Annotated in this window: 19 protein-coding genes; 11 read left to right on the forward strand and 8 right to left on the reverse strand. The window is 61.6% G+C overall.

Features of this window, described 5'->3' with window-relative positions; all coding sequences use genetic code 11:
- The 3 genes from ACOJSI_RS14970 to ACOJSI_RS14980 all read left to right on the forward strand — a co-directional run.
- A partial coding sequence (locus tag ACOJSI_RS14970) for a helix-turn-helix domain-containing protein (protein WP_420139097.1) occupies window positions 1-584 on the forward strand: 584 nt, incomplete at its 5' end.
- 126 nt (window positions 585-710) lie between these two features.
- Window positions 711-1,661, forward strand: coding sequence for an SDR family oxidoreductase (locus ACOJSI_RS14975; protein ID WP_420139098.1), 951 nt, complete (start codon window positions 711-713; stop codon window positions 1,659-1,661).
- 46 nt (window positions 1,662-1,707) lie between these two features.
- A complete protein-coding gene (locus ACOJSI_RS14980; RefSeq protein WP_420139099.1) occupies window positions 1,708-3,018 on the forward strand; it encodes an MFS transporter in 1,311 nt (436 codons plus the stop codon).
- 238 nt (window positions 3,019-3,256) lie between these two features.
- Here the strand turns inward: ACOJSI_RS14980 and ACOJSI_RS14985 are convergent, their stop codons facing one another.
- Together ACOJSI_RS14985 and ACOJSI_RS14990 are read right to left on the reverse strand one after the other, a co-directional pair.
- On the reverse strand, window positions 3,257-4,291 hold the full coding sequence (locus tag ACOJSI_RS14985; protein ID WP_420139100.1) for an Atu2307/SP_0267 family LLM class monooxygenase: 1,035 nt from the start codon (window positions 4,289-4,291) through the stop codon (window positions 3,257-3,259).
- A gap of 233 nt (window positions 4,292-4,524) precedes the next feature.
- Window positions 4,525-5,178: a hydrolase gene (locus ACOJSI_RS14990; RefSeq protein ID WP_420139101.1), complete on the reverse strand. Its 654-nt coding sequence runs from the start codon at window positions 5,176-5,178 to the stop codon at window positions 4,525-4,527.
- Between the two features lie 146 nt (window positions 5,179-5,324).
- On the opposite strand from ACOJSI_RS14990, the gene ACOJSI_RS14995 reads away from it, so the two are divergent.
- From ACOJSI_RS14995 to ACOJSI_RS15005, 3 genes are all read left to right on the forward strand, one after another.
- A complete protein-coding gene (locus ACOJSI_RS14995) occupies window positions 5,325-6,200 on the forward strand; it encodes a LysR family transcriptional regulator (RefSeq protein ID WP_420139102.1) in 876 nt (291 codons plus the stop codon).
- Between the two features lie 73 nt (window positions 6,201-6,273).
- Entirely contained in the window at window positions 6,274-6,669 is a 396-nt protein-coding gene (locus ACOJSI_RS15000; RefSeq protein WP_420139103.1) for a DUF4174 domain-containing protein, read from the forward strand.
- An 86-nt stretch (window positions 6,670-6,755) separates the two neighbouring features.
- Window positions 6,756-7,826, forward strand: a complete 1,071-nt coding sequence (locus ACOJSI_RS15005) for a suppressor of fused domain protein (protein ID WP_420139104.1) — start codon at window positions 6,756-6,758, stop codon at window positions 7,824-7,826.
- Window positions 7,827-7,884: 58 nt separating this feature from the next.
- On the opposite strand, the gene ACOJSI_RS15010 is transcribed toward ACOJSI_RS15005, so the two are convergent.
- Both ACOJSI_RS15010 and ACOJSI_RS15015 read right to left on the reverse strand, forming a co-directional pair.
- Window positions 7,885-8,889, reverse strand: a complete 1,005-nt coding sequence (locus ACOJSI_RS15010; RefSeq protein WP_420139105.1) for a radical SAM protein — start codon at window positions 8,887-8,889, stop codon at window positions 7,885-7,887.
- Window positions 8,890-9,264: 375 nt separating this feature from the next.
- Entirely contained in the window at window positions 9,265-10,278 is a 1,014-nt protein-coding gene (locus tag ACOJSI_RS15015) for a zinc-binding alcohol dehydrogenase family protein (protein WP_420139106.1), read from the reverse strand.
- Window positions 10,279-10,390: 112 nt separating this feature from the next.
- Between ACOJSI_RS15015 and ACOJSI_RS15020 the strand changes: the two genes are divergently transcribed.
- Window positions 10,391-11,275, forward strand: a complete 885-nt coding sequence (locus ACOJSI_RS15020; protein ID WP_420139107.1) for a LysR family transcriptional regulator — start codon at window positions 10,391-10,393, stop codon at window positions 11,273-11,275.
- 95 nt (window positions 11,276-11,370) lie between these two features.
- Here ACOJSI_RS15020 and ACOJSI_RS15025 read toward each other — a convergent pair whose 3' ends face one another.
- The 3 genes from ACOJSI_RS15025 to ACOJSI_RS15035 all read right to left on the reverse strand — a co-directional run bounded on the left by ACOJSI_RS15025 (window position 11,371) and on the right by ACOJSI_RS15035 (window position 16,246).
- The gene (locus ACOJSI_RS15025) at window positions 11,371-11,679 is read right to left on the reverse strand and encodes a hypothetical protein (protein WP_420139108.1); all 309 of its coding nucleotides are present in this window, start codon (window positions 11,677-11,679) and stop codon (window positions 11,371-11,373) included.
- Window positions 11,680-11,819: 140 nt separating this feature from the next.
- The gene (acpA, locus tag ACOJSI_RS15030; RefSeq protein ID WP_420139109.1) at window positions 11,820-13,481 is read right to left on the reverse strand and encodes an acid phosphatase; all 1,662 of its coding nucleotides are present in this window, start codon (window positions 13,479-13,481) and stop codon (window positions 11,820-11,822) included.
- Window positions 13,482-13,717: 236 nt separating this feature from the next.
- Window positions 13,718-16,246: a TonB-dependent receptor gene (locus tag ACOJSI_RS15035; RefSeq protein WP_420139110.1), complete on the reverse strand. Its 2,529-nt coding sequence runs from the start codon at window positions 16,244-16,246 to the stop codon at window positions 13,718-13,720.
- A 537-nt stretch (window positions 16,247-16,783) separates the two neighbouring features.
- Between ACOJSI_RS15035 and ACOJSI_RS15040 the strand changes: the two genes are divergently transcribed.
- From ACOJSI_RS15040 to ACOJSI_RS15055, 4 genes are all read left to right on the forward strand, one after another.
- Window positions 16,784-17,776, forward strand: coding sequence for a sterol desaturase family protein (locus tag ACOJSI_RS15040; protein WP_420139111.1), 993 nt, complete (start codon window positions 16,784-16,786; stop codon window positions 17,774-17,776).
- Between the two features lie 119 nt (window positions 17,777-17,895).
- A complete protein-coding gene (locus tag ACOJSI_RS15045; RefSeq protein WP_420139112.1) occupies window positions 17,896-18,576 on the forward strand; it encodes a hypothetical protein in 681 nt (226 codons plus the stop codon).
- 195 nt (window positions 18,577-18,771) lie between these two features.
- Window positions 18,772-21,717 carry a TIM-barrel domain-containing protein gene (locus ACOJSI_RS15050; protein WP_420139113.1) on the forward strand — a complete coding sequence of 982 codons (2,946 nt, stop codon included), beginning with the start codon at window positions 18,772-18,774 and terminating at the stop codon, window positions 21,715-21,717.
- Between the two features lie 224 nt (window positions 21,718-21,941).
- Window positions 21,942-22,658: a hypothetical protein gene (locus ACOJSI_RS15055; RefSeq protein ID WP_420139114.1), complete on the forward strand. Its 717-nt coding sequence runs from the start codon at window positions 21,942-21,944 to the stop codon at window positions 22,656-22,658.
- Window positions 22,659-22,755: 97 nt separating this feature from the next.
- On the opposite strand, the gene ACOJSI_RS15060 is transcribed toward ACOJSI_RS15055, so the two are convergent.
- Complete coding sequence (locus ACOJSI_RS15060) at window positions 22,756-23,145, reverse strand: hypothetical protein (protein WP_420139115.1); 390 nt, start codon at window positions 23,143-23,145, stop codon at window positions 22,756-22,758.
- Window positions 23,146-23,177 lie beyond the last annotated feature (32 nt).

Consider the following 23,177-nt stretch of genomic DNA (forward strand, 5'->3'; position numbering starts at 1 on the left):
GCGAGCTGATACAGCAGCTTCCCACGTCGCCGAAGCCGAGCGCCGCCGCCACCGCCTCCATTTTCGTCGGGCAGGTCGACGAGCAACTGGCCGAATGTCTGACCCGGCTGGTGCGGCTGATGGGAAATCCCGATGCGATCCCCGTGCTGTTCCCGGCGATGATGCGGGAGATCCATTATTGGCTGCTGACTGGACCTCATGGTGGCGAGATCGCCAAGCTCGCGCTTCCGGAAACTCATGCCGAACGGGTGGCCAGGGCGATCCACTTCGTGCGTGATAATTTCAACAAGCCGTTGCGTGTCGAGCAGCTGGCCGAGGTTGCCCGGATGAGCCCGTCTTCGTTTCACCATCACTTCAAGACGATGACGTCGATGACGCCGGTCCAGTATCAAAAGCAGCTTCGTTTGGTGGAGGCGCGGCGCTTGATGTTATCGGATACGGCCAACGTGTCCGAGGCGGCGTATCATGTCGGCTATGAAAGCGTCTCACAGTTCAGTCGCGAATATACTCGCTCGTTCGGGATAGCGCCAAAGCGCGATGTCATGATGTTCAAGGAAGTATTGGCGCAAGCAACAGCGCGATGATCGGGCATTATCGCGACCACTAAGAGGATCAGGCACGAAAACGCCGGGTTCGGGCATGGAGCTTGCCCGGCCCGGCCATAGGTTAGCCGTCGAAGCCATTCACTTACTTCGACGGAGATGAACGCCATGACACGTTGGACAATGTCCGACATTCCCCCGCAACATCGGCGCGTTGCGCTTGTCACTGGCACGGGCGGTCTCGGCTTTGAGGATGCCCTTTCGCTGGCCCGTGCAGGCTGTGAAACGATCATCGCGGGACGGGATCTGCGCAAGGGTGTGCTGGCGGTCGAGCAGATTCGGCGTGACGTACCGGGGGCGAAGGTCCGCTTCGAGCGGTGCGACCTCGCGAGCCTGACGTCTGTGGCGGAGTGTGCCGCCCGCTTGGCCGTTCAGATCGAGCGACTGGATATCCTGATCAACAACGCCGCGGTGATGGTGCCGCCGCAGCGGCAAGTCACGGCTGATGGGTTCGAGCTGCAACTGGGGACCAACTTCCTCGGCCATGTGGCGTTGACCGCACAGCTCCTGCCACTCCTGCGCCAGGCCCCCGCCCCGCGGGTGGTGTCGGTATCCAGCATTGCCGCACTGCGCGGGAAGATCGATTTCGATGATCTTCAGGCCGAGCGGACCTATAATCCCATGGCAAGTTACGCCCAGTCGAAACTGGCGTGTCTGATGTTCGCCTTCGAGTTCCAGCGGCGCAGCGTGGCAGAGGGATGGGGCGTGACAAGCATTGCCGCCCATCCAGGGATCTCACGCACCGACCTCATTCATAACGGCGCGGGGCCGCGAAGTTTGCAGGGACGCATCCGGTCCTATTTCCCCTTTCTTTTCCAGCCGGTGGCGCAAGGGGCGTTGCCAACGCTGTTCGCGGCGACTGCGCCGGAGGCGAAGCCGGGCGGCTATTATGGACCTGATGGGTTCGCGGAGCTGCGCGGTTATCCCGCTGCATCGAAAATCCCCTCCGCAGCGCTCGATGAGGGTGTGGCGGCACGGCTGTGGGAGGTGTCGCAGATGCTCACCGGGGTGTGGTTCGCGGCAGCGGAGGCGCCGGGCAATGTCACGCATGTCCAGTGAAGCGCCCGGGCGCGCAGCAGCCTTTGCACCAACCGGAGCGAACCTTATGACTCAGACGGCAACGACCAGCGTGATCGCTGGCCCGCAACTGGACGATGGTAGCGATCAGAAGCGTGGAGGCTTCTTTGGTGCGCGCAGGGCTGTCTTCCTGCTGGGTGCACTCTTCCTGGTCAGCTTGATCGCCCAGGTCGATCGCATGCTGCCGTTCATTCTGGCTGAAGCGATCAAGGCGGAACTGTTGCTCAGCGATACCCAGATCGGGTTGATAACGGGCATCGCCTTCGCCGTCTGCTACGCCTTGCTTTCCTTGCCGATGGCGCGGCTCGCCGATCAGGGATCTCCACGCGCCGTGCTGTTGGGTTGCACCATGATCTGGAGTGCCATGACCGCGTTAGGCGGTATGGCGACGGGCTTTGCAACGCTTGCCGCCAGCCGCTTCGGCGTCGCGCTGGGCGAGGCAGGAGCGATACCGTCCAGCCACGCGATTATAGCGCGCCGTATCCGGCCGGAGCGACGCGGGCTAGCGCTTGGTATCTTTTCGATGGGCATTCCGCTGGGCACGATGATCGGCTTTGGCGCGGGCGGAGCGCTGGGCGAAGCCTATGGGTGGCGCTTCGTATTGCTCGGCGCGGGTGCGATAGGAGCGATCATAGGCATCATCGCCTTCGTGGCAGCCGGCTCCGAGCGGCGCCCAGTCCGCGCGAAGGACACTTCCGCTTTTGGCATGTCCAGCCGCGCGTTACTCGCCTTGCCTGCCTTCCGTGCGATCCTCATCGCCGCAGTCAGCATCGGTTTTGCCTCCGCGCCTTTCTATGCCTTCGCTGCAACCTTCCTGATCCGCACCCACGCACTCACCGCAACCCAAGCCGGCTTGGCTTTCGGCCTGCTCCAGGGCGGGCTGGGGATCGTCGGCACGTTGCTGGGCGGGCGCGGCTTTGACGCAGCGGTTCGTGCGGGCGGATCCTCGCTGCTGCGTGCGCCGGCACTGGCCTTCATGGTCGCAACAATCACAACGATAGCGGCGCTGTTCGCACCACACCACGTGGTGTCGATCGCCTTGCTGACTCCGGCGATGTTCGCCTTTGCGTTCACGCTGCCCTACGCGTTCGGCGCTGCTCACAAGGTCGCGGGCGCGGGACATGAAGCCATCGCATCGAGCCTGTCCCTGATCGCGTCGGGCTTGCTGGGCCCCGCGCTCGGGCCGTTGCTCGTCGGTGCGATCAGCGATCGCATGACTGAGATAGGCGTGGCCAATGGTCTTTCGGTTGCACTGCTGATCGTTCCGATCGGCTGTGCCGCCACAGCCATAGCCTGCCTGAGCGTGAACCGGCGGATCTCGGAAGCTGCCGGTCGATAATCGCGCAAACCTATGGGATCCATATACGGCGCCCGGTTCGCCAATCTCGCAATCCAACGTTCAACCCAACTAACAGGCGGCCAGCTCAGATCGCTGATGCTGAGGCGCCATCGCGCCCCGCCGGTGCATCAGGAGCACGGAATTTGGCGGCTTCATGCCGCTGACACGATGTTCCTCCTGCGAACATACTGGCCGGCGAAGTAATTCGCCGGCCTTTTTGTCGTTCATGATCCCCGGCTCAGCCCGCTGCATAGCGCACGATCGGAGCCACTTCGTTACCCAGCAATTCGATCGACCGTTGCATGGCGACGGTCTCCAGCGATGCGGTGCTCATCTGGAAGGTGATGCGCGATAGGCCGCCGAGCGCGGCGCTGGCAGACAGGATTTTCCTGGCGACAGTCACTGGCTCTCCAATCAGAAAGGCGCCTTCCGGACCCGCCATGTGATCGAACTGCGCGCGGGACGGCGGCGACCAGCCACGTTCACGCCCCACCGTTCCAGTCAGATGCGCCCAACCGGGGAAAAATGCGTTGCGTGCCGCTTCATCAGTGTCGCCAACGAAGCCCATGGCATGGACGCCGACTTTCAGACTGGCGGGATCATGTCCGGCATGCGCGCCGGCTTCGCGGTAAAGATCGACGAGCGGCCGGAACCGTTCGAAGGTGCCACCGATAATGGCGATCATGAGCGGCAGGCCGAGGGTGCCCGCGCGCACGAAGGATTGTGGAGTTCCGCCAACGCCGGTCCATATGGGAAGACGGGCCTGTTGAGGCCGTGGATAAACGCCTTCCCCGCGCAACGGGGGGCGGAACTGCCCGGACCATTCGATGCGGGTTCCGTCGCGTAGCTTCAGGAGCAGATCGAGCTTTTCGGCGAACAACGCATCATAGTTGCGGGGGTCAAACCCAAACAAGGGAAAGGCCTCGCCGAACGATCCGCGGCCGACGACGAGCTCGGCCCGCCCGCCGGAAATGAGGTCCAGGGTAGCAAACTCCTGGAACGTCCGTACGGGATCTACGGCACTCAGGACCGTGACCGCGCTCGTCAGCCGGATGCGGCTGGTGCGGGCTGCAGCCGCTGCCAGAATGACGGCAGGGGCGGAGTCGAGAAACTCGGCGCGATGATGTTCGCCTATACCGAATATATCGAGACCAACCTGATCGGCGACCTGCACTTCCCGAAGAAGATCCACCATCCGGTCGGTCGGGGAGGGGGGCTTGCCTGTTGCCGGATCTGGCAGAATGGCAACGAAGCTATCAACACCGATTTCCACGTACGGTCTCCGTTTCAGGTCATGTTCAACGCCCGATCGATTTCTGGCGCCCACGGGATGTCCAGCGCGATCATGGGCCACCGTCGTCGATGGCGAAATAATCGCTTAGGCTGCGATCGATAGAAGGCTGACGCCGCGCGGTCGGCGTGAGCTTGAGAGAAAGAGGAGGGTGACAGGTATCGGCGTTGCGCATGTTCGCTACTGCGGGCCACCGATACGTGCCACTACCCTGCTCACGCCGCGTTGTTCTCGACGGGCGTGTTGAGCAGCTGTTGCTCCCACAGATAGGCGATGCCGGTACCACCGAGATGCGAATAGAAGATCTCGGTCAAGGCTTCGACATGCTCGGTCCGCGCCCAATCGCGCTGCCATTCGCCCGCCAATGCCATCCAGGTCATCACGTTCGCGCCCGCCGCGATCATCCGCTGAATGGCGACTTCGTGCGACTCCACTGTGACTCCGCCCGAAGCATCGGTGATGACGGTGACATCCCAGCCTTCACCAAGCGCCTGGATAACGGGCATGGCAACGCAGACTTCGGTCCACAGGCCCGCGATGATCAGTTGTTTGCGGCCGGTAGCCTTCACCAGATTCACTACCTTCTCGTCCTCCCAGGTATTTACCCAGGTGCGATCGATCACTTCATTGTCGGGGAAGATGTCGGTGATCTGCTTAAAGAGCAGGCCGCCACGCTCAGCGAGCACACTCGTGAGAATGGTGGGCACATTGAAAGCCTTAGCGAGCTTCGCCAACGCCGTCGTGTTGTTGACGACCGCTTGGGGCTCATGGCTGCCAAGGCCCGCAAGCTGGAAAGCCTGATGATCGATCAGGACGAGAACGGAATCTTCGGGGCGGAGCAGCGAAGCTAGGCCGTTGCGAAAGGTCATAACTTTCCCTCTTGTCGATAATGGAAGGTCAACGTGCTGAAAGACATGCGCCCTCGCGACGATGTCGGGCTGGGCAGTGCCATTGCGGTTCGTGATGCGGTAGGCCTTCGCCCTGACACACGGTGTCGCAGCAATGGGAACGCGGAATGGATATCGAAGAACTGCGCACCTTTGTGGAAGTGGCTGATGCGGGCGGCGTGACACCGGCGGCACGTCGTCTTGGTGTTTCTAAATCGATTGTCAGCCGGCGACTTGCCCGGCTCGAACAGGATCTGGGCGTCCAGTTGCTCGCGCGGACGACCCGCGGGGCGGCCTTGACCGAGGCGGGCGCTACGTTTCGCGATCACGCTGCCCGGGTTTGCAGCGAGATCGATCTTGCGAAGGAGACCATCCTTCCCCTGGGCGAGCTTCGCGGCCGCCTGCGGATCGCGGCGCCGCTGTCCTTCGGGCCGACGCACTTCGCCAAGGTATTATCCCAGCTGGCGGCAGACCATCCGGAGCTGCACATCCACACCAGCTATACCGATCGGTTCGTGGATATTGTCGCGGAAGGTTATGACTGCGCAATTCGGGTGGGGCATCTTCAGGATTCCACGCTGATCGCGCGGCGCGTTGGCCCGATATTCGGCAAGCTGGTTGCAAGTCCCGCCTATATCGACGCGCATGGTGCGCCCGAAACACCGGACGAACTGCTCAACCACGAAGCCGTCATGCAGGGCACCGAGGCTTGGCAATTCGTCGATGGCGACAAGGTTATCACGGTTCGCCCGACTGGGCGGTTCAAAGCGGATAATGGCGTATCACTCGTCGCGCCCGCCTTGGATGGTGTCGGCATTGCTTATTTGCCCGATGCTCTGGTGGCGGACCATATCGCTAGCGGGGCCTTGGTCGAGATCATGACGCGCCACCCGGTTCCGCCCGCCGGGATTTTTGTGGTGCGGCCGCCCGGTCAGCATCCCTCGCGCAAGGTCAGGATATTGACCGAGGCATTGATCGAATGTTTCGATCAACCGGGGCTTTAACGAGCGCTCAGCTGCCTTGAAGCTGGTCGTTCAGGCAGCCGGAACGGCGGCCTGCGCGACACGTTTTCTGCCGATGACCTCATGGCTCCTGATGGCGGTGTTGCCGATGATGCTGACGACCTCCAGCACCATTGCCGACATGCGATGGGAACGGCGCGTTCTTCTGATCACCGCGCCGTCCGACACGGATGCGGCCTTGATCGAACAGCACCATATCATTGATGGCTGGAAGGCCGGAGCAGAGGCGCGCGACCTGAGCCTGGTGGAGGTGGTCGGCGATCGAGTTGCGGGCGCGCGCGACGCGGCCGCGACCCTTCGGCAACAATATCGGCTTCCCGCGAAGAGCTTTTCCGCCATTCTGATCGGCAAGGACGGAGGAGAGAAACTGCGCGGCAAACGGCCGTTTTCGGCAAAGCTACTCGAAGAGACGATTGACGCCATGCCGATGCGCCGGAGCGGTCAGCGATAATCGGAGGTCGCCCTACGAAGGTCGCCAGGCACTTTCATCCAGCGGGACGTCTCGACAGGCGCGAACATAATCCATAGCTTCGCGTCATGGCGGAAGATGATGCAGACGACGATGCGGCACCGGGGTGGGAGGCGATCGACGCCGCGCTGGGCCGGGTTTATCCGGGCCAGGAGCCCAAACATTATGGCACCCTGATCAAGTGGATGCTCGGCGGTCCCGATCCGCTCGATGGGATCAGTGTATGGAAGCGCACCGAGCCTGTGCCGCACTGGCATTATGTCAGCTACGGCCTGAGCGAGCTGTACGCGAAGGAAAGCGAGGATGCCGAGGTTAGCGGCTGGGGGTTCGAACTGACCTTTCGGCTGGTTTGTGCCGTGGCCGACGAGGAGCCGCCGGTCTGGGCGATCAGCCTGATGCAGAATTTGGCGCGCTATGTCTTCAAATCAGGCAATGTTTTGCGCGACGGCGAATGGATGGACATCAACGGGCCTATCGCGCTCGAGACAACCACCGAGTTGCGGGCCTTGGCGTTCATAACCGATCCGGAATTGCCGGCGATCGATACACCGCATGGCAAGGTGCAGTTTCTCCAGATCGTCGGCTTGACCCTTGATGAGATGGAAGCGGGCAAGCACTGGCAAACGCGCGGACTGCTTGATGCGCTACGCCCGCACATGCCGCTCTGGACCACGGACCTCGCGCGGACGTCGCTGCTGGATGCGCCCGGCGTACGGGATGCGGTGGACGCTGGCACGGCTCGGGACGGATCCTCGATGGGCATGTTGTTCGTGCCGGCGCTGGGTTGGTCGCGGCAGCAGCGGATCTTGCGGTCGCCGCTGACGATCATTCGCATGGGGGCGGGGCATATCGAGGAACTGCTCCAGGCGCTCGCCCTGCGCCTGCCGTTCGGCCGCCCCCTCTCGCTGGTGGGTTCCGATCAGTCGATCCTGTTCACGCCCGGCGAGGCAGCTGCGGCGAGCGAGGATGACGGCCGCTTGCGTGTCAAGCTCGATCCGGCCGCGCTCGAGCAGCTGCGTGCAGCGCTAAAGCCCGCGACCGGCACCTATCGCGTTCCGATCCTTCCCGGCATTGTCTGGGAGGTCGAACAGACCGTCATACGCGACGCGGAAGGCGCCGTCGTTCGGACGGTCGGGTAAGGCTCTCAATTTCCTTGACGTCGCCAGCGATCAGCAGGCGGGTCTGTAAGCCGGTCGATCAATTGGGCTGATCATGTTCCGGCTTTATCTTGGGAACCCTTTTGGTTGGGATTTTCTCGCGGAGAGGAAGTTTCTCGAACGGAATTTTGTCCGGGGGCCTGCCAGGATCATACGGTTTGGTGAGCTCGAGCGGCCTGCAGGGCGGCGGAGGGGTGTTGGGATTGCAGGAGTCCGGCGCGCAGGGCGTGCATTGTCCGCGCATTACCGGCGGCCTTCGGGCAAAGTGATCGCGTAATGCATCGATGCGGCCTCGCATCGATGAACCGCCTAGGACATCAGCGAGCCCCTTCTGGCGAACATTCCCGACGCTCGCGGTACGCGCAAAGATGCACGGAAATACGTCGCCTGACGGCGCAACCGCGGCGCTGGCTGCAGTACAATTTCCGCATAGTGCGTCCAGCTGAGGCTCCGGCTGAATACCAGAGCCGCGTCCGACGCCGCGAACACGATCCCAACTGATATCCGTCACCCCGACTTGTGCCAGAAGATTTGCGGTCGCGCTTTCGCTCTGGTCCCCGTCGTCTTCACTGATGATCGCTACCCGGATCGGTATACCCCTGGCGACTGCGCTTTCGATGTTCTTGAGCGTTCGGGATTGGCTCCCCCGGCGTTTTGTCATCGCGTCATGCGTGCTGCTTTCGCTACCATAAAAGCTCGTCGCCAGCGAAATACCGAGATCTTGATACCCAGACCAATGTTCGTCTTTGACGCTAACCATATTCGTATACACTTCGACGGCCCCACGCTTCGATGCAGCATGCCTGAGCAGCAGGAGAAAGTTCGGGTGCAGTGTCGGCTCGCCGCCTATGAATTGTATTGAACTGGCAGCAAGTTCGTCCGCTTCATCGATCACGCGCAACCAGTCCTGTTGAGACATGATGCCATGCCCCGAAGTGGGCCCGCTATCTGCGTAGCAATGCGTGCATTGAAGATTGCAGCGCCCTGTCACTTCCAGCCAGATGTGGCGTAATTTCGGAGACGATTGCTCATCCATTTGCAGCATGGCGACTGCCCTTTGAAGGAGGGATCCTATCTTCGAGGAAATCGTGGAGGCTGGGCCGCTGAAGATCCATGACCTAGATAGGCTTGCCGCTTCCGTGTCGAAGTTACGGAACGAAACGCCACGTACGTGCTATGCCTACAAGGCAGGCCAGATTGTACCGATAGCCATCTTCCGACCAACGATGGGCTTGGTGATCCGATAAGCCAAGTAGAATTGGCTCCGATATAGTGAGAACTTTGTTCCGTAGGCTCACATCATTTGAGTGGGTTTTTACTGGATGCATTGGTGAGCCAGGACGAGTCCGATCTTTGTGAGATCGGCTCGTCGCTGACCTTCGAGCATCCCCAGCGGAGGGGCCGGCCTCGGGTCGGCGCCTCAATCCCAGCCCTCGATAACGACCTTGCCACGTACAGTCTCGCTCTCGACCAGCGCGTGCGCCTCACGCAGTGTCGCCGCGTTGATTGGGGATCGACGTTCGGTGACGGTGCTGACGATCCGGCCCGTGTCTGCGAGACGCGATACTTCATTCAACAGCTTGTGCTGCGCGTCCATGTCGGACGTTTGATACATTGGCCGGCCGAACATGAACTCCCAATGGGTAGAGATCATTTTCGACTTCAACGGCGCGATGTCGAGGGTCTTCGGATCGTCGATAATCGCGAGCCTGCCTTGGGGCGCGATAAGCTGCGCGATCTCCGGCAGATGATCGACGGTGTGAGTGGTCGAGAAGACAAAGCCCGGCGCCCCTAGGTCGAGGGCGGCGATCTGGCCAGCAAGCGGTTGGCGATGATCGACGACATGATCGGCGCCTAGCTTGCGCACCCAATCGCGGGTTTCCGGTCGCGAGGCGGTGGCGATTACTGGCAGGTCGGTCAGCGCCTTGGCAAGCTGGATCGCTATGGAGCCAACGCCGCCGGCACCGCCGATGATCAGCAGCGCGTGCACACCTGGAACTGGGCGGGTGACGTCCAGCCTGTCGAACAAGGTTTCCCAAGCGGTGATAGCCGTAAGCGGGAGGGCTGCGGCGGCTCCCCAATCCAGCGATCGCGGCTTGGACCCGACGATCCTCTCATCCACCAGGTGCAACTCCGCATTGGTTCCTGGACGCGTAATATCGCCTGCATAGAAAACCTCGTCGCCGGGTTGGAACAGGGACACGTCCTGACCGACTGCTTCGACGATTCCGGCGGCGTCATATCCCAGAATACGCGCGGTGCCCGCTGGCGGGGCGGAGCCGGCGCGGACTTTGGTGTCGGCCGGATTGACCGAGACGGCCTTGATGCGCACCAACACATCGTGTGGTCCAGGAGAAGGATCGGGCAATGCGATATCGACCAGCGCATCCTCACGGTCGATTGATCCGGGCGCGTAAAATCCAATAGCTCTCATGATCTGCCTCGCTTCGGGCGGCGAGTGGAAGATGCCGCTCAGTTCGTCTCAATTGGGGCATGCAAAATGTTGTTAGTAGATCCAATCCTGAATATACACTATTCACATATGAATGAACCTGCGGAAGCTGGATTGGGACGACCTGCGGCTGTTTCTGGCCGTGGCGCGGGGCGGCACCTTAACGGCTGCAGCGGGCGATCTCGGTCTTAGTCAGCCGACGGCTGGCCGTAAGCTCCGGAGGCTGGAAGAGGCGTCTGGCTACCCTCTCTTCCAACGTAGCGCAGCCGGTTTCAGGCTGACCGACGAAGGAGAGACGATGTTTCTCCATGCCGAACGGATGGAAGAGGAGGCGCTGGCGCTGGCGCGTCAGTTCGCCGGCAGTGAAGATCGGGTGCAGGGGCAGTTGCGATTGTCGGCATCCGAGTGGTTCTGCCGACTGATCCTCGCACCGCGTGTCGCGGCATTCACGCTCGATCACCCGCTGGTGACCGTGGAATTGTTGGCGGATTCACGGATCGTCGATCTGCATCGCCGCGAAGCAGACTTGGTCTTTCGGTTGCCGCGCTTTGAAGAACCGGAGGTCGTCCAGCGGAAATATACGCATATCCGATATGCCCTGTTCGCATCGTCCTTCTATCTTGAACGCCGGGGCGTGCCGGAGACGGCGTCCGCCGGCGAAGGGCATCATCTGATCATGATGGACGCCGCGCTTGAATCCCAGCCTGACGTGCCCTGGTTGCGCAGCCGGCTGCCGCAAGCGCGCGTCTCGGTGCGAAGCAACAGCCGTGATGTCCAGGCTGTCGCCTGCCTGCAAGGCGCAGGCATTGCGGTGCTGCCCCAAATCCTGGGAGATAGTCTGGGTCTGGTCAGGGTCGACCTGGGGGAGGCGCCGCCTGGGCGGGACATCCGCCTGGGGTACCACGCCGATCTTCGACGGCTGCGGCGGCTGCGGGCGCTGGTCGATCATCTTTGCGCAGGTATCGGCGAAGAGGTTTGATGGCCTGCCTACACCGTGGACAGGCACGGCGATAGGGAGGCCAGCCAACCGCAATCTTGGGCGGACAATATGCCCGCCCAAGATCGCGCCTGCTTCTAGTCCAGCGTCGAATATCGCGCCGCACCCGTGCGCAACTGCGCAAGTCGTGCATGGATGCATTGTTCGCGGGGACTGTCCTTCACGATCGGCCCGGGCGCGACCCGGCCGGCGCCCCACCCGGGCAGCGAAAGGATCGTCGATTTGTTACTGAGGCCCTGGCATTCCAGGCGCGCCTGCTGACGCTGTTCCTGACGGATGCTTCTGGTGTGGCTGACATCGGCCGCAGCTTGGGTAGGCAGGGGCGCCAGCAGGAATGCGCACATTCCAAGTGCGGACGTGTGCAGCGAAGCGTTGAGGATGTTCATGAAGTCTCCTGCGGATGGGTGCGCCGGTCCGTTCCGCAGGTCGATCACGAACAGGTTACAGGAATTATGTTAAGCGCTACGGCGGTAACCGCAACGACCGCAAAGTCGTCATTCAGGGCCGGCGCCGGATAGGACAGGCGTCATGCAGGTAAGCGCAGGGCACCCGTAAGGTCACCCGGCGCAGGTCCGCCGGCCGCGGTCATTGCGCGTTCGCGTTCAGCAAGCCCCGCCAGCTTTTCCAATCCCCATCGCCGCGTGATGAAGCGTGCGATGGAGCCGGTGTCGTAGATCGTGTGATCGACCTCACCATGGCGGGCGTGAGGGGAAACGATCACAGCCGGGATGCGCGTGCCAGGGCCCCAGCGGTCGCCTTTGGGCGGGGCTACATGATCCCACCATCCGCCATTCTCGTCGAACGTGATGACAATCAGCATCTTGTCCCACTGAGGGCTCCGGCGCAGCGCATCGACCACGCGGGATATGTGTCGATCCCCTGCATCCACATCGGAATAGCCGGCGTGCATGTTGAGATCGCCTTGCGGCTTGTAAAAGGTCACTGGCGGTAGCCTGCCTGCCGCGGCGTCAGCCAGAAACAGGTTGGTGCGCGCCGTCTCCCCCAGGCCGCCGTCGCGCAGCCGTTTGGCCCGCTCGGCCGTGCCCGGCCCGAACTGGGTGAAATAGTTGAACGGCTGATGGTGCGGCTGGAAATTGGGACGCGACGGGAAGTCGCCATTCTGGCCCTTGCCCGCCAAGGCCGCACCCCAGCCGCCCGCATACCAGGCCCAGTCGACGCCCTTTGCCGTCAGCAGATCGCCAATCGTCTTATGCTGCTGCGGCACGAGCGTGTGTGCGTTGGACGCATCCGCATAAGCCGGCCGATCAGGGTCGAGATTGTAGGTCGGCGCGTAAGGGGGCAGCATCGTATTGACCGCCCAGAAATCGGGCGTGATCGAATTCGGGACGAAGCGGACCGGACCGCCCATCGCGCTCTTCGGAGACGCGTCCGTCTGCTTCGGGCGAATGCCGCGCGGATCATTGCCCTCCAATATCGTGATGCGTCCTTTGGCCGCGCTCGTGTCAGCGTTGGGGTAGTAAGGGGGGCGTGCCGCGATCAGATATTGATGGTTGAGGTAGGAGCCGCCGAACGCCCCCATGAAGAAATTGTCGCACAGCGTGAATTCGCGCGCGATCTGCCACAGCCTTAGATTGGCCGCCCCATCCGCATAATGGCCCATCACAAGGGCGCCGGTATCGCCCCATGCGACGAAGCCGTCATTCTTGCCGCCGTTGATCTGAAGCTGATTGTTATAGAAAGCGTGGATCAGATCGCTGGTAATCAGGCCATGCGGAAGCGGATCGCCTTCGGGCGTCTGGAGCGGGAAGGGGGCGTTGGGAAGAGGCGGCAGGTCGTCTGGCCCGATCTGATATTCGCGATGCTCGACCACCTGCTTGGTCGGCACCAGTCCCTCCCAGATCTTGGGCAGATGATCGAGCACGCGACCGTCGCGGTCGCGCTGTAAGGTCCGCGCCCGCGGCACGCCGGAGAGCGGCTGTTGCAAGCCGGGAAATTCGGGAAAGAGGTTATTGAAGCTGCGGTTTTCCGCGTAGATCACGACGATCGTGTCGATATGGGCTCGCAAGGCCGCGTCGTTTACGGGCGCCGGCCGTGCCGCAACGGCCGGCTTTGCGTCGGCAGACCCGGACGAACTGGCTGCCGCGACACCGGCGGCGACCAAGCCACCCAGGAGCAGGCGGCGTCCCTGATCAATCTCCTGATCATCGCCATTACCGGTCCCGCTCATCGTCTGGCCCCTTCACTCGCACCGCTCATTGTGCGGCGCTACCAGCCAGCGCCTTACGATATGCTGACAGGAGTTAAGCACATTTCGTCACCGGCCTCTGCTGGATACCGCCGTGTCGCCTCATCGGCCTGCTCCCACCGGTCGGCGCGGATCGTCCGTAGGAAACAGACGCCGTCCTGTCGAGGTGACAGGACGGCGCAGATGCAGGATTAAAGCTCTGGTCGAGCGCGATATCCTCAGAAGCGGACGCGAACTTCTCCGCCGATGGTACGCGGCTGGATAACGCCATAGCCGTAGGATCGGATCAGGACACCGTCATTGGCGCGTGCCAGCGTGTAATCATTGGACACGGTGGAGACTGCATATTTGTTGAAGATGTTGTTGGAGAAGATCGATGCCTCCCAATGCGCCTTCTTGTAAGTGATTGAGGCGCGGCTGGTGGAGTAGCCGGGGATCGCTTCGCCATATCCGCGCAGCCCCGTCGTTGAGAAGGTGTTGCTGCGCGCCGCCGTGCTCCACAGGAAGTTCAGATCCGCATTATCCGGCCTCGGTACCGAATAGCTCGCGGTAATCGAGCCGGCATGCCGGGACGAGCCGGGCAGGCGATCTCCCTTGAACGCATCGCCCGCACCGGCAATGGCGAAGGGCTTGCTGAGGCCCCCGATCAACCCAGGCGCGTCTTTCGTCAGCTTGGCGTCCAGATAGGTGTAGTTGCCGGATAGGCTGAACTTGCCGCGGGTGAAGGACAATGTCGCTTCGACGCCGCGGCTGCGCGCGCCACCGGCGTTGGCGGTGATGCCTACTGCGCCATTGGTCGTCTGACTGCCAAGCTGCAGGTTCGTCCAATCGATATTGTACAGATCGATCGTGCCCTGCAGCATCCGATCCAACAGGCTGAAGCGGATGCCGACTTCGTAATTCTTCGTCTTGTCGGGTCCGTAGGACAGCTCGTTGGGGAGTGCGCAGACATTCTGCCCCGGGGGCAGCGGAAGGATGCAGGGCGCGACGCGGTTGACGCCGCCGATCCGGTAGCCGGTCGAATAGGTGGCATAGCCGAACAGCTCGGGACTGAATTCATAAGAGGCGTTCGCCTTGTAGACGAAGCCGTCATCCTTGGTGGAGCCGGTGCGGATCCGCGACGGGTCGAACTGGATCAGCGGATAAGGTGTACGTCGGCGTCCCCCGGACAGGAGCGGTGTGTCGGTCGCGCCAGAAATATAGGATTTGTACTTGTAATAGCGCACGCCGCCGGTGAGCTGGAACTTCGACGTGATGTGCCAGGTCGCTTCGCCGAAGGCTGCATATTCCTTGGTGTAGGTATCGGTGAACGAGATATATTCCAGCCCGTCCGGGCGGACGAGACCGCGGTAGAGCGTGCCGTAGAGGCTGCCTGGCCCGGTCGAGTTGGCAGCTGCGAATTCGGGGAATCCGGGAATGCGCTCGGCCCCGAAAGTGTAGCTCTTATAATGGTTGTAAAAGCCGCCGACGAGCCAGTTGATCGGCCCGCCATGGGTCGAGACGAGTCGAACTTCCTGGTTGAACTGCTTGGGATCACTGTCCGAAGTCGTGGTGCCGGCAAAGGCCGGGAACAGTTCATAGTCATAATCGAGGTCGAGCAGCAGGTCGGCAATATCCTGCTGGCTGTGCAGTTTCTGCTTGGAGTAGGCGGTGGCCGATACGAACTGTGCGATGTCGAAAATATCAGCCGTGATCTCTGCCGCGAACAGATCGAGCTGCCGGCGGGAGGGCTGTTCCACGCGGGCGCCATTTTCATATTTGCCCGTACCCAATACGCCGCGGCAATTGGCATAGACGCACTGGCCGTCCGGGAAGGGGACACCATTCGGGTTCAGCGTATAGGTCGCGCCGTAACCGCCGTTCGTCTGGGTACCGCGGGTTTTCGTTTCCTGTCGGATATAGCTGAAGATCGGGCGCAACCAACCGAAGTCGAACCCCAACTGGGCACGGACCGAGTAGGTCTTCTCATCGTTCAGATCCTTGCCGCGGCGCAGGTTGGCCGCCACCGCTGCCGGATCGTTGAAATTCGGCTGCGGCAGCGAAACGCCGAGCTGTCGCACCAGAAACGGTGAATCGATAAAGCCCGGATCGTAATAATAACCGCCTGTGACGCGCAGCGCGACCTTGTCCTGGATGATCGGCAGGTTGATCGTGCCATCCACCACCGTACCGATGCCGCTGCTATGCGCCACGTCATAGACGCGGCTGTGCGCTTCGGCTTCGATATTGGTGAAGTTCGGACGGTTGGGAATGTAGCGAATGGCGCCCGCAAGCGTACCGAGGCCATAGAGTGTTCCCTGCGGCCCGAGCAGGGTTTCGACCCGATTGATGTCGAGGAACTTGAAGTCGACATACAGCGGTATCTCGCCCAGATAGACGCCCACCGCCGTGCTGCGGTTGGTGCCCCCCGGGCCGCCCGATGTAATGCCGCGCATGACGATGCTGTTTGCGGTCCGCGGCCCCGTCTCCGGTACCGTCAAGCCGGGCGTGAAAAGGCCGATATCGCCGATATCATCGAGCCGCTTGGACTCGAGCGCGGCCTCGCCGATCGCAGAGATGTTGATCGGCGCGGTCTGCAGCGACACCGAGCGTCGCGTCGCCGTGACGACGATTTCGTTGGACCCTGGCGCTTCCTCCGCAACCACTTCGGGCGTGGGCTGCTGTTGCGCCTGTGCCGGTGCGGTGATGATGCCTGCTAGAAATGTCGCGGAAAGCAGCTGCAGCCGCGTCTGTGTACGCTTGGTCATTCATGTCCCCCTTTTTTCACTACGCCATGCACCTCAGTGCGCATCCCCTCCCGATGCCTGGCCGCCATTGCGGCTCCTGAGTCATGTCGTGTTGAAGTAGGCAGGCTATGAACCACCGCCGTGCTGCAATATGGGTGGTTTGACGTAGAGGGATTGAAAGAGATGGTAAATCTTGATCCGCCACCAGGGCAGAAGTTGATGACTCGATAATATTGGGAATGACTGATCGGGTGCGATCATGTTGGATTAAGAGCTTCGATGATCGTTGTCGCAGGCGCTGCGGTGGCCATTGTATTTGATGATCATAGCTGCTGCTGGCAGCAGATCGCGCTGCCGTAATTCGCGGCTGCAATCACGCACCCGCTCTGGTGCCGGATCGCGCGGCGCCTGCAATCCGGACCCGCTGGAGGAGACTCACTCTGCCACCAAGCCGGCAAATTGCCCTCTACGTTAAACGACTTAAGGCCAGGATTGCGCTCAGCCGCTAAAAGCTCCGCCAAGATCTCCCGCCCTTTAGCCATCTATCTAGGGATTGACATGAGCGGAACTGTCGCAGTCGAGAAACCGTCCTACATGGTCAGCGCCCCGATCACTGTGGGGCTCGACAATTTGGGGAGGGTGCAGGGCGGCCCTCTGAAGCAGATGTTCTTCACCCACTTCCAGCCGGCATTTCTGCTCGCCGTTGTCGCTTTTTATTATTACGCCCCCGCGGCGTGGATCAAGCCTTCCGTGACGCTGTGGATCGGCTACGGCGTGCGGCTCATGATGCTGGGCATGGAGTGGGTCAGCCCGCGCTACAAAAGCTGGCAGCATACATGGAAGGAACTGGCGTGCGACGTCTTCTACGTCTGCATGGGGATGATGTTCGTCCGGGTCTTCTTCGCGCCTATCAATAGCGAGGTCATTATTACCTGGTTCCAGGATACGTTCGATCTCGCCAAATTTGCCTGGTTCATGGGAATGCCATTGCTCCTCCAGGCGTTCCTGATCTCTCTGATCGGCGATTATTTCCAATATTGGGTGCATCGCGCGATGCATAATTGGTATCCGCTGTGGGTTACCCATGCGCCGCACCACTTCCTGACCCAGCTGAACGTGCAAAAGGGAAGCGTCGGTAACCCGGTCGAAATCTTCCTGATCGGTCTGGGCATTGGCGGACTGTTCGATTTCCTGCCGCGTGCTGCCTTGCTGGCGGGTGCCTTCGGTCTCGCGGTGAGCCAGTATCAGCACTGCAATATTCGCTTCAATACGCCGCGTTGGTGGTTCAAGATCTTCAACACGACCGAACATCACAGCCTGCATCATGCGCAGGATTATGACAGCACCCGTAGCAACTATTCGGGCACGTGGATCTTCATCGATCGTCTGCACGGAACGTGCAAGGATGGCGAGGCGGAATTGCTGGGCCAGGAAGGTGGGCGTCGCATGACGATCTGGGAAACGATGCACTATACCTTCACCGAGCCCTACAAGGTGCTCAAGCAAAAGTGGGCGAGCCGTGGGCAGATGGTCGCGGCGCCTGCGGAGTGATCGGGTGGGTGCACCTGGCGCAGCTTGATTGACGCGCATCGACCCGTCCGATCGGGCGGGCTGGCAGAGGGCCGGCTGGGATCATGCGGCGGTCCAACGGCGTGCAAAGGATTGTTCCTGTGAAGCTACCCTATATCGACTGGATCTGGCGGGTACGCGGACGCCTGCCGCTGCAGCCTTCTCAATCCGCTGCACAAGCTTTTGGCAGGCTCGAAAGCCTGTTCGAAGAAAAGAACACGACCTACCGGATCGACGGCGATACGCTGACCTTCACCAAGAAGAACCAGCTTCCCCAAGACAAGATGTCTATCTTCGACAACGGCACTTTGCGGGTCACCGGAGGCGTGCTGCGTTACGATATGATGAGCCGCGCTTTGCTTGCATGCTTTCTGGCGCCGCTCTTGTTCTTTGCGCTCGGCCGGATCGGCGTCGCGGTCGATCAATGGCGTAACCCGCCGGAGGTGGTGAAGGCGAAAGCCGAGGCCGCAAAAAAGCGGTCCAGGGTTAAACCCGAGGATGTCCCGATGAACCCGGTCGACAAGTTCCTCGGTGCGCCGCAGCCGGATAAGAAAAAGGGCGGGGAGCAGATCGGCAAGCGCAATCGCAAACCTTCGATGACGACGGCTTACGTCATTATGGGCGTTTTCTTCGCACTGTGGGTCGGCGGCCGCATTCTCGAGCATCGCCTGATCCATCTCCGCTTCCGCCGGAAGCTCGCGATCGAGGATGCAACCGCGCCGCTCTGGGGTGATCAGGATGGAACCGCCCCGTTCCAAAGCGGTGCCACCGCATCGCGCTAAGCCAGTCCTTGAGGCGCCAAGCCGGGCGGGGCGCCACACGCTAAGATGCTCTCCCCGGTCGTGCTGCCGGTTCGAAGTGGAGCATTTTCCCAGCTTTGACCTATCGGCCCCACAGGTTTCCGGGCAAGCATAGCTAACGGAAACCGGTTGTATTCAGCGATCGCATCGCTGGGCTACCGTCGTGGGAGGGGCAAATTGAAGATCCGGGGACTCGCACTGTTTTCGGGCGCGCTGTTCGCGCTGGGTGGCGCGGCCTCTGCCGCTCCTCCAGCAGCAGCACAGGCGGTTACGGAGCAACTAGGCTCGGGCCTTGATGCGCGTGGCCATTTGCGGGCCGTACTTGCACCCTCGCCGAGCGGCTTCGCTTACAAACGGTTGGGCCAGGGTGTTCAAGTGCGGGTCGGGCAGGTCGTGAAGAACTTGATCTTCTACGGTCCTGCGACCCTGCGGGTGAACGCCAACTTCGGCGAGAACTATTGGACCGCGCCTAGTCTGTCGGTGATCGCTCCACCGCAATCGATCAGCTTCACCCTGTCCGAAACCGCGGACACGCTGACAATCACCAGCCCAAGATTGCGGATCGAGGTCAGCAAGGCGAACGGCGCCCTGCGCTTCTTCGATCCGGCGGGCAAGCTCTACACCGAGGAAAAGGCGTCCGAACCACAGACGTTGACGAAGCGGATCATCTCCGACGCGCCGACGCTGGAGGCCCGCAACAGCTTCACGCTGCGTCCGGACGAGGCCATCTACGGCCTCGGCTTCAACGGCACCGATCGCAGCAACCGGCGCGGCACCGATCTGCTACTTGTCCAGACCAATGTCGGCATCATCATCCCGGTCATGATGTCCTCGCGCCGCTACGGCGTAATGTGGGACACCTACTCGCAGATGCGCTTCAAGGACGATGCCGGCGGCACCTCGATGTGGGCGGAGAGCGCTCCGGGCGGGGTCGATTATTATTTCATGGCGGGCGATACGCCCGACGCGGTTGTTGCCGATTATCGTGCGCTGACCGGGCAGGCGCCGATGTATCCCAAGCAGGCGTTCGGCCTGTTCATGAGCAAGGAGCGCTACAAGACGCAGGCGCAATTGCTCGACGTCGCCCGCAACTTTCGCAAGGACGGCTTCCCGCTCGATTACATCGTGCAGGATTGGCAATATTGGGGGTCGGACAAGGACGGCAGCTGGAGCGGGATGGCATGGGACAAGACCCGCTACCCAGACCCCGCCGGCATGGCGCGCGAGGTCCACGACCTCCACATGAAGCTGATGGTCTCGATCTGGCCATCGATCGGAAATGACACCGCGCTGGCGCATGAACTCGACGTGCACGGACTGCGCTTCGAACCGCTGCACTGGATTTCCAAACATGCGCGCGTCTACGACGCCTACAGCCCGCTCGGGCGTCAGATCTATTTCAAGCATATCAAGGCCGGTTTGCTCGACCAGGGTGTCGATGCGCTGTGGATGGACGGTACCGAGATCGAGGTGTCGAGCGCGATGTGGAACGCGCAGGACAATATCCGCGATACCAAGGCCTTGGGCCGCAACGCGCTGGGTGACTTTACCCGCTACCTAAATCCTTATTCTCTGCTGACGACCCAGGGGACCTATGATGGCGAGCGCGCGACCAGCGACAAGCGCGTCTTCACGCTGACCCGTTCAGCCTGGGCGGGTGCGCAGCGGACCGCCGCGGCATCCTGGAGCGGCGACATCTTCGCAAGCTGGAAAACGCTGCAACAACAGGTGGCGGACGGCATCAACGTCACCGTGACCGGCAACCCCTATTGGACGCAGGATACGGGCGGCTTCTTCGTCGCCGATTTTCCCGGCGGCGAGAAGAATCCCGCCTGGCGCGAACTCTATGCGCGCTGGCTGCAATTCTCCGCGTTCAACCCGATCATGCGCATCCACGGCACCAACGTGGAACGCGAACCTTATCTGTTCCGGACGATGGATCCGGCGGTCTACGCGTCGCTGCTGAGGAGCACCCGGCTGCGCTACCGCATGCTGCCCTACATCTACAGCCTGAGCTGGAAGGTGACCTCCGACGGCTATACGCTGATGCGGCCGCTGATGATGGATTTTCCGGACGATCGCGCGACCGACAAGATCGACGACAGCTTCCTGTTCGGCCCCTCGATCCTGGTCCACCCGGTTACGCGCGCGATGTACCATATCCTGCCACCGCCGGCGGCCACGATCCCCGGCGACTATCTGCGCACGCCGGACGGTCAGCCAGGGCTCGCCGGCCAATATTATGAAGGCGAGAATTTCGACGCGCCGAAGAGCCGTTTTGTCGACGTGAAGGTCGATCATACTTGGCCAGACCCTCCGCTGGCGGAGGTGCCGGCCGGCCTGAAGAACCTTCAGCATTTCTCCGCGAAATGGGATGGCACGATTACCGCGCCCGAGGATGGAGAATATGAAATCGGACTGGAAGGCAATGACGGCTTTCGGCTGAGGCTCGACGGCAAAACCGTGGTCGAGGACTGGGCCGCCGGCGCGGCGCGCTACAAGGGCGCCCTCATCCGTTTGCGGAAGGGGCAAGTGGTCCGCGTCGGGATTGATTATTATCAGGTCGACGGAAATCGTGTGCTGCGCCTTGCGTGGCGCTTACCGAGCGAACGTACGGCTCTGGGTGGTCCCAAGGGAGCGTTGAATGAGAACATGACCACCTATCTGCCGGCCGGCAGCGGTTGGTATGATTTCTGGACCAATCAGCGCTTCGATGGCGGCCAGCAGGTGACGCGGTCCGCGCCACTCGATCTGATCCCGCTATACGTTCGGGGCGGCTCCATCCTGCCGATGGGGCCGAACATTCAATATGCCACCCAGGATGCCGCTGCGCCCTATGAGGTACGTATCTATCCCGGCGCGGACGCCCGCTTCACCCTGTATGAGGACGACAACGAGACCTACGCCTATGAGAAAGGCGCACGGGCGACCTATGAGCTCGTCTGGAACGATGCTGCCAAAAGGCTGACGATCGGCGCGCGCCACGGCGCTTTCCCGGGGATAGTGCGGACGCGGCAGCTGAACCTCGTCCTCATCAAGGATGGAGTGCCGGGGGGCATGGATAGGCTGCCGGCGAGCAAGTCTATCACCTACTCCGGCGCGGCGACTACGGTCCAATTCTGACGCCCGCCGGAACAGTGCGTCCGATGCAAAGCGATTGAGGGAGAGCGATCCGCAGACAGCATATTAGCGGTTGTTTGACACCGAATTGGCCGCGCTAGTGCGCCGCTTCGCCCCGAATTCGCCGAAGTTCCTGTTGGCGGGATCCCGTAAAGGATGAATGGCCTCCCCCATTCGCGCCCCTGAGTGGCGTCCATTAAGCCCGTCATGGGCCCGGGAGGATGAATATGAGCACGTGTGATCGCCGGCATTTGACCCACAAAGCGGTTCGATCAGGGGTGGTATCGGCCTTGCTGCTGGCGATATCGGCCCCGATTCACGCCCAAAAGGGCCCCCCTGGTTGGCCTGCGACCGTCCAAGGGCGCCTCACTGCCGATGCCGCCCTGCATGCGTTGAGCGATCAATTGCTTGCCAATGACAGCGCCACGCTCGTGCTCGATGATTGGTGCGCCGCGCATCATCTGGCCGCAGGAGCTCCCAAGATTGTCGCGGAACGCGTGCGCGATGGCGATCATCCCATACCCGATGCGATCCGGACTTTGCTCAAAGTGGGGCCGAACGAGGTGGTCGGCTACCGTCACGTGCGGTTGCGATGTGGCACGCACGTGCTATCAGATGCCGACAATTGGTATGTGCCTGCACGGCTGACTGCCGACATAAACCGCCAGCTCGACACCACGGACATCCCCTTTGGACGCGCCGCCAAGCCGCTTCAATTTCGCCGGTTCACCCTCTCCAGCAAGCATGTCTGGTCGCCTTTACCGGCCAATTGGATGACTTTGCCGCGCCAGCAATGGCCCATAATGCCCAATTTGGACGTGCCCGAGACGGTGCTGGAGAACCGGGCAGTCCTGCTGCTTCCCAACGGCAACCCCATCAGCGCGGTGATCGAGCGCTATACAGGCGACGTACTGGCCTTCTTACCCCCACCCACAGCGCGATGACCACGCCTACACACCGTGGGGGGAGAGCATGCCAACCGCGCCGTGAAGAGACGTCTGCAGGTTCGCAGCTAAGCCGAAAGTGTCGGTGGGCGCCCTTCTAGAGGGAATCGTCGCTCTTTCTCAGCAAGGTCCAGCATCCCCCCTCCTGACGGAAGAAAAGGCGAAATTGATCGTCGGTTTCGCCGGTGCGCACCGTGACTTCCATCCCACCCGGCACGGCCTCGTTGAGCACCGTCATGTGCTTCTTCTTCTGCTCCGCCGGAGAGGGCATGATCGGGAAGCGGACGGCTTTGGCGCCGAGCATCTTGCGAACGGTCCGCGGTTCCGGCTCGGCATTCGCATCGATCGTCTCGTACGCGAGAGGGAAGCGGGTGTGCGCCCGCTGGAGCGCGGGATCCGCGGCGAAGGCGGAGAGGAACTTCGGAAACGTTGTGGCAGGACAGGTCTTCCCCGCGGCTTGTGCCGGATTTCCGCCGAGGATCAGCATGGCCGTAAGCAGCGAAATCGCACCGAAGGACG

Origin of the sequence: Sphingomonas sp., from assembly GCF_048595155.1 — a bacterium.
Lineage (GTDB): Bacteria > Pseudomonadota > Alphaproteobacteria > Sphingomonadales > Sphingomonadaceae > Sphingomonas_I.

What these genes read in the sequence shown, in the direction of transcription:
- ACOJSI_RS14990 (WP_420139101.1), bottom strand. Translation starts at nt 5,178, where the DNA reads ATGACCTTTCGCAACGGCCTAGCTTCGCTGCTCCGCCCCGAAGATTCC.
- ACOJSI_RS14995 (WP_420139102.1), top strand. Translation starts at nt 5,325, where the DNA reads ATGGATATCGAAGAACTGCGCACCTTTGTGGAAGTGGCTGATGCGGGC.
- ACOJSI_RS14975 (WP_420139098.1), top strand. Translation starts at nt 711, where the DNA reads ATGACACGTTGGACAATGTCCGACATTCCCCCGCAACATCGGCGCGTT.
- ACOJSI_RS14980 (WP_420139099.1), top strand. Translation starts at nt 1,708, where the DNA reads ATGACTCAGACGGCAACGACCAGCGTGATCGCTGGCCCGCAACTGGAC.
- ACOJSI_RS15010 (WP_420139105.1), bottom strand. Translation starts at nt 8,889, where the DNA reads ATGCTGCAAATGGATGAGCAATCGTCTCCGAAATTACGCCACATCTGG.
- ACOJSI_RS15020 (WP_420139107.1), top strand. Translation starts at nt 10,391, where the DNA reads ATGAACCTGCGGAAGCTGGATTGGGACGACCTGCGGCTGTTTCTGGCC.
- ACOJSI_RS15060 (WP_420139115.1), bottom strand. Translation starts at nt 23,145, where the DNA reads ATGCTGATCCTCGGCGGAAATCCGGCACAAGCCGCGGGGAAGACCTGT.
- ACOJSI_RS15005 (WP_420139104.1), top strand. Translation starts at nt 6,756, where the DNA reads ATGGCGGAAGATGATGCAGACGACGATGCGGCACCGGGGTGGGAGGCG.
- ACOJSI_RS15015 (WP_420139106.1), bottom strand. Translation starts at nt 10,278, where the DNA reads ATGAGAGCTATTGGATTTTACGCGCCCGGATCAATCGACCGTGAGGAT.
- ACOJSI_RS15035 (WP_420139110.1), bottom strand. Translation starts at nt 16,246, where the DNA reads ATGACCAAGCGTACACAGACGCGGCTGCAGCTGCTTTCCGCGACATTT.
- ACOJSI_RS15040 (WP_420139111.1), top strand. Translation starts at nt 16,784, where the DNA reads ATGAGCGGAACTGTCGCAGTCGAGAAACCGTCCTACATGGTCAGCGCC.
- ACOJSI_RS15055 (WP_420139114.1), top strand. Translation starts at nt 21,942, where the DNA reads ATGAGCACGTGTGATCGCCGGCATTTGACCCACAAAGCGGTTCGATCA.
- acpA (WP_420139109.1), bottom strand. Translation starts at nt 13,481, where the DNA reads ATGAGCGGGACCGGTAATGGCGATGATCAGGAGATTGATCAGGGACGC.
- ACOJSI_RS15000 (WP_420139103.1), top strand. Translation starts at nt 6,274, where the DNA reads ATGACCTCATGGCTCCTGATGGCGGTGTTGCCGATGATGCTGACGACC.
- ACOJSI_RS15025 (WP_420139108.1), bottom strand. Translation starts at nt 11,679, where the DNA reads ATGAACATCCTCAACGCTTCGCTGCACACGTCCGCACTTGGAATGTGC.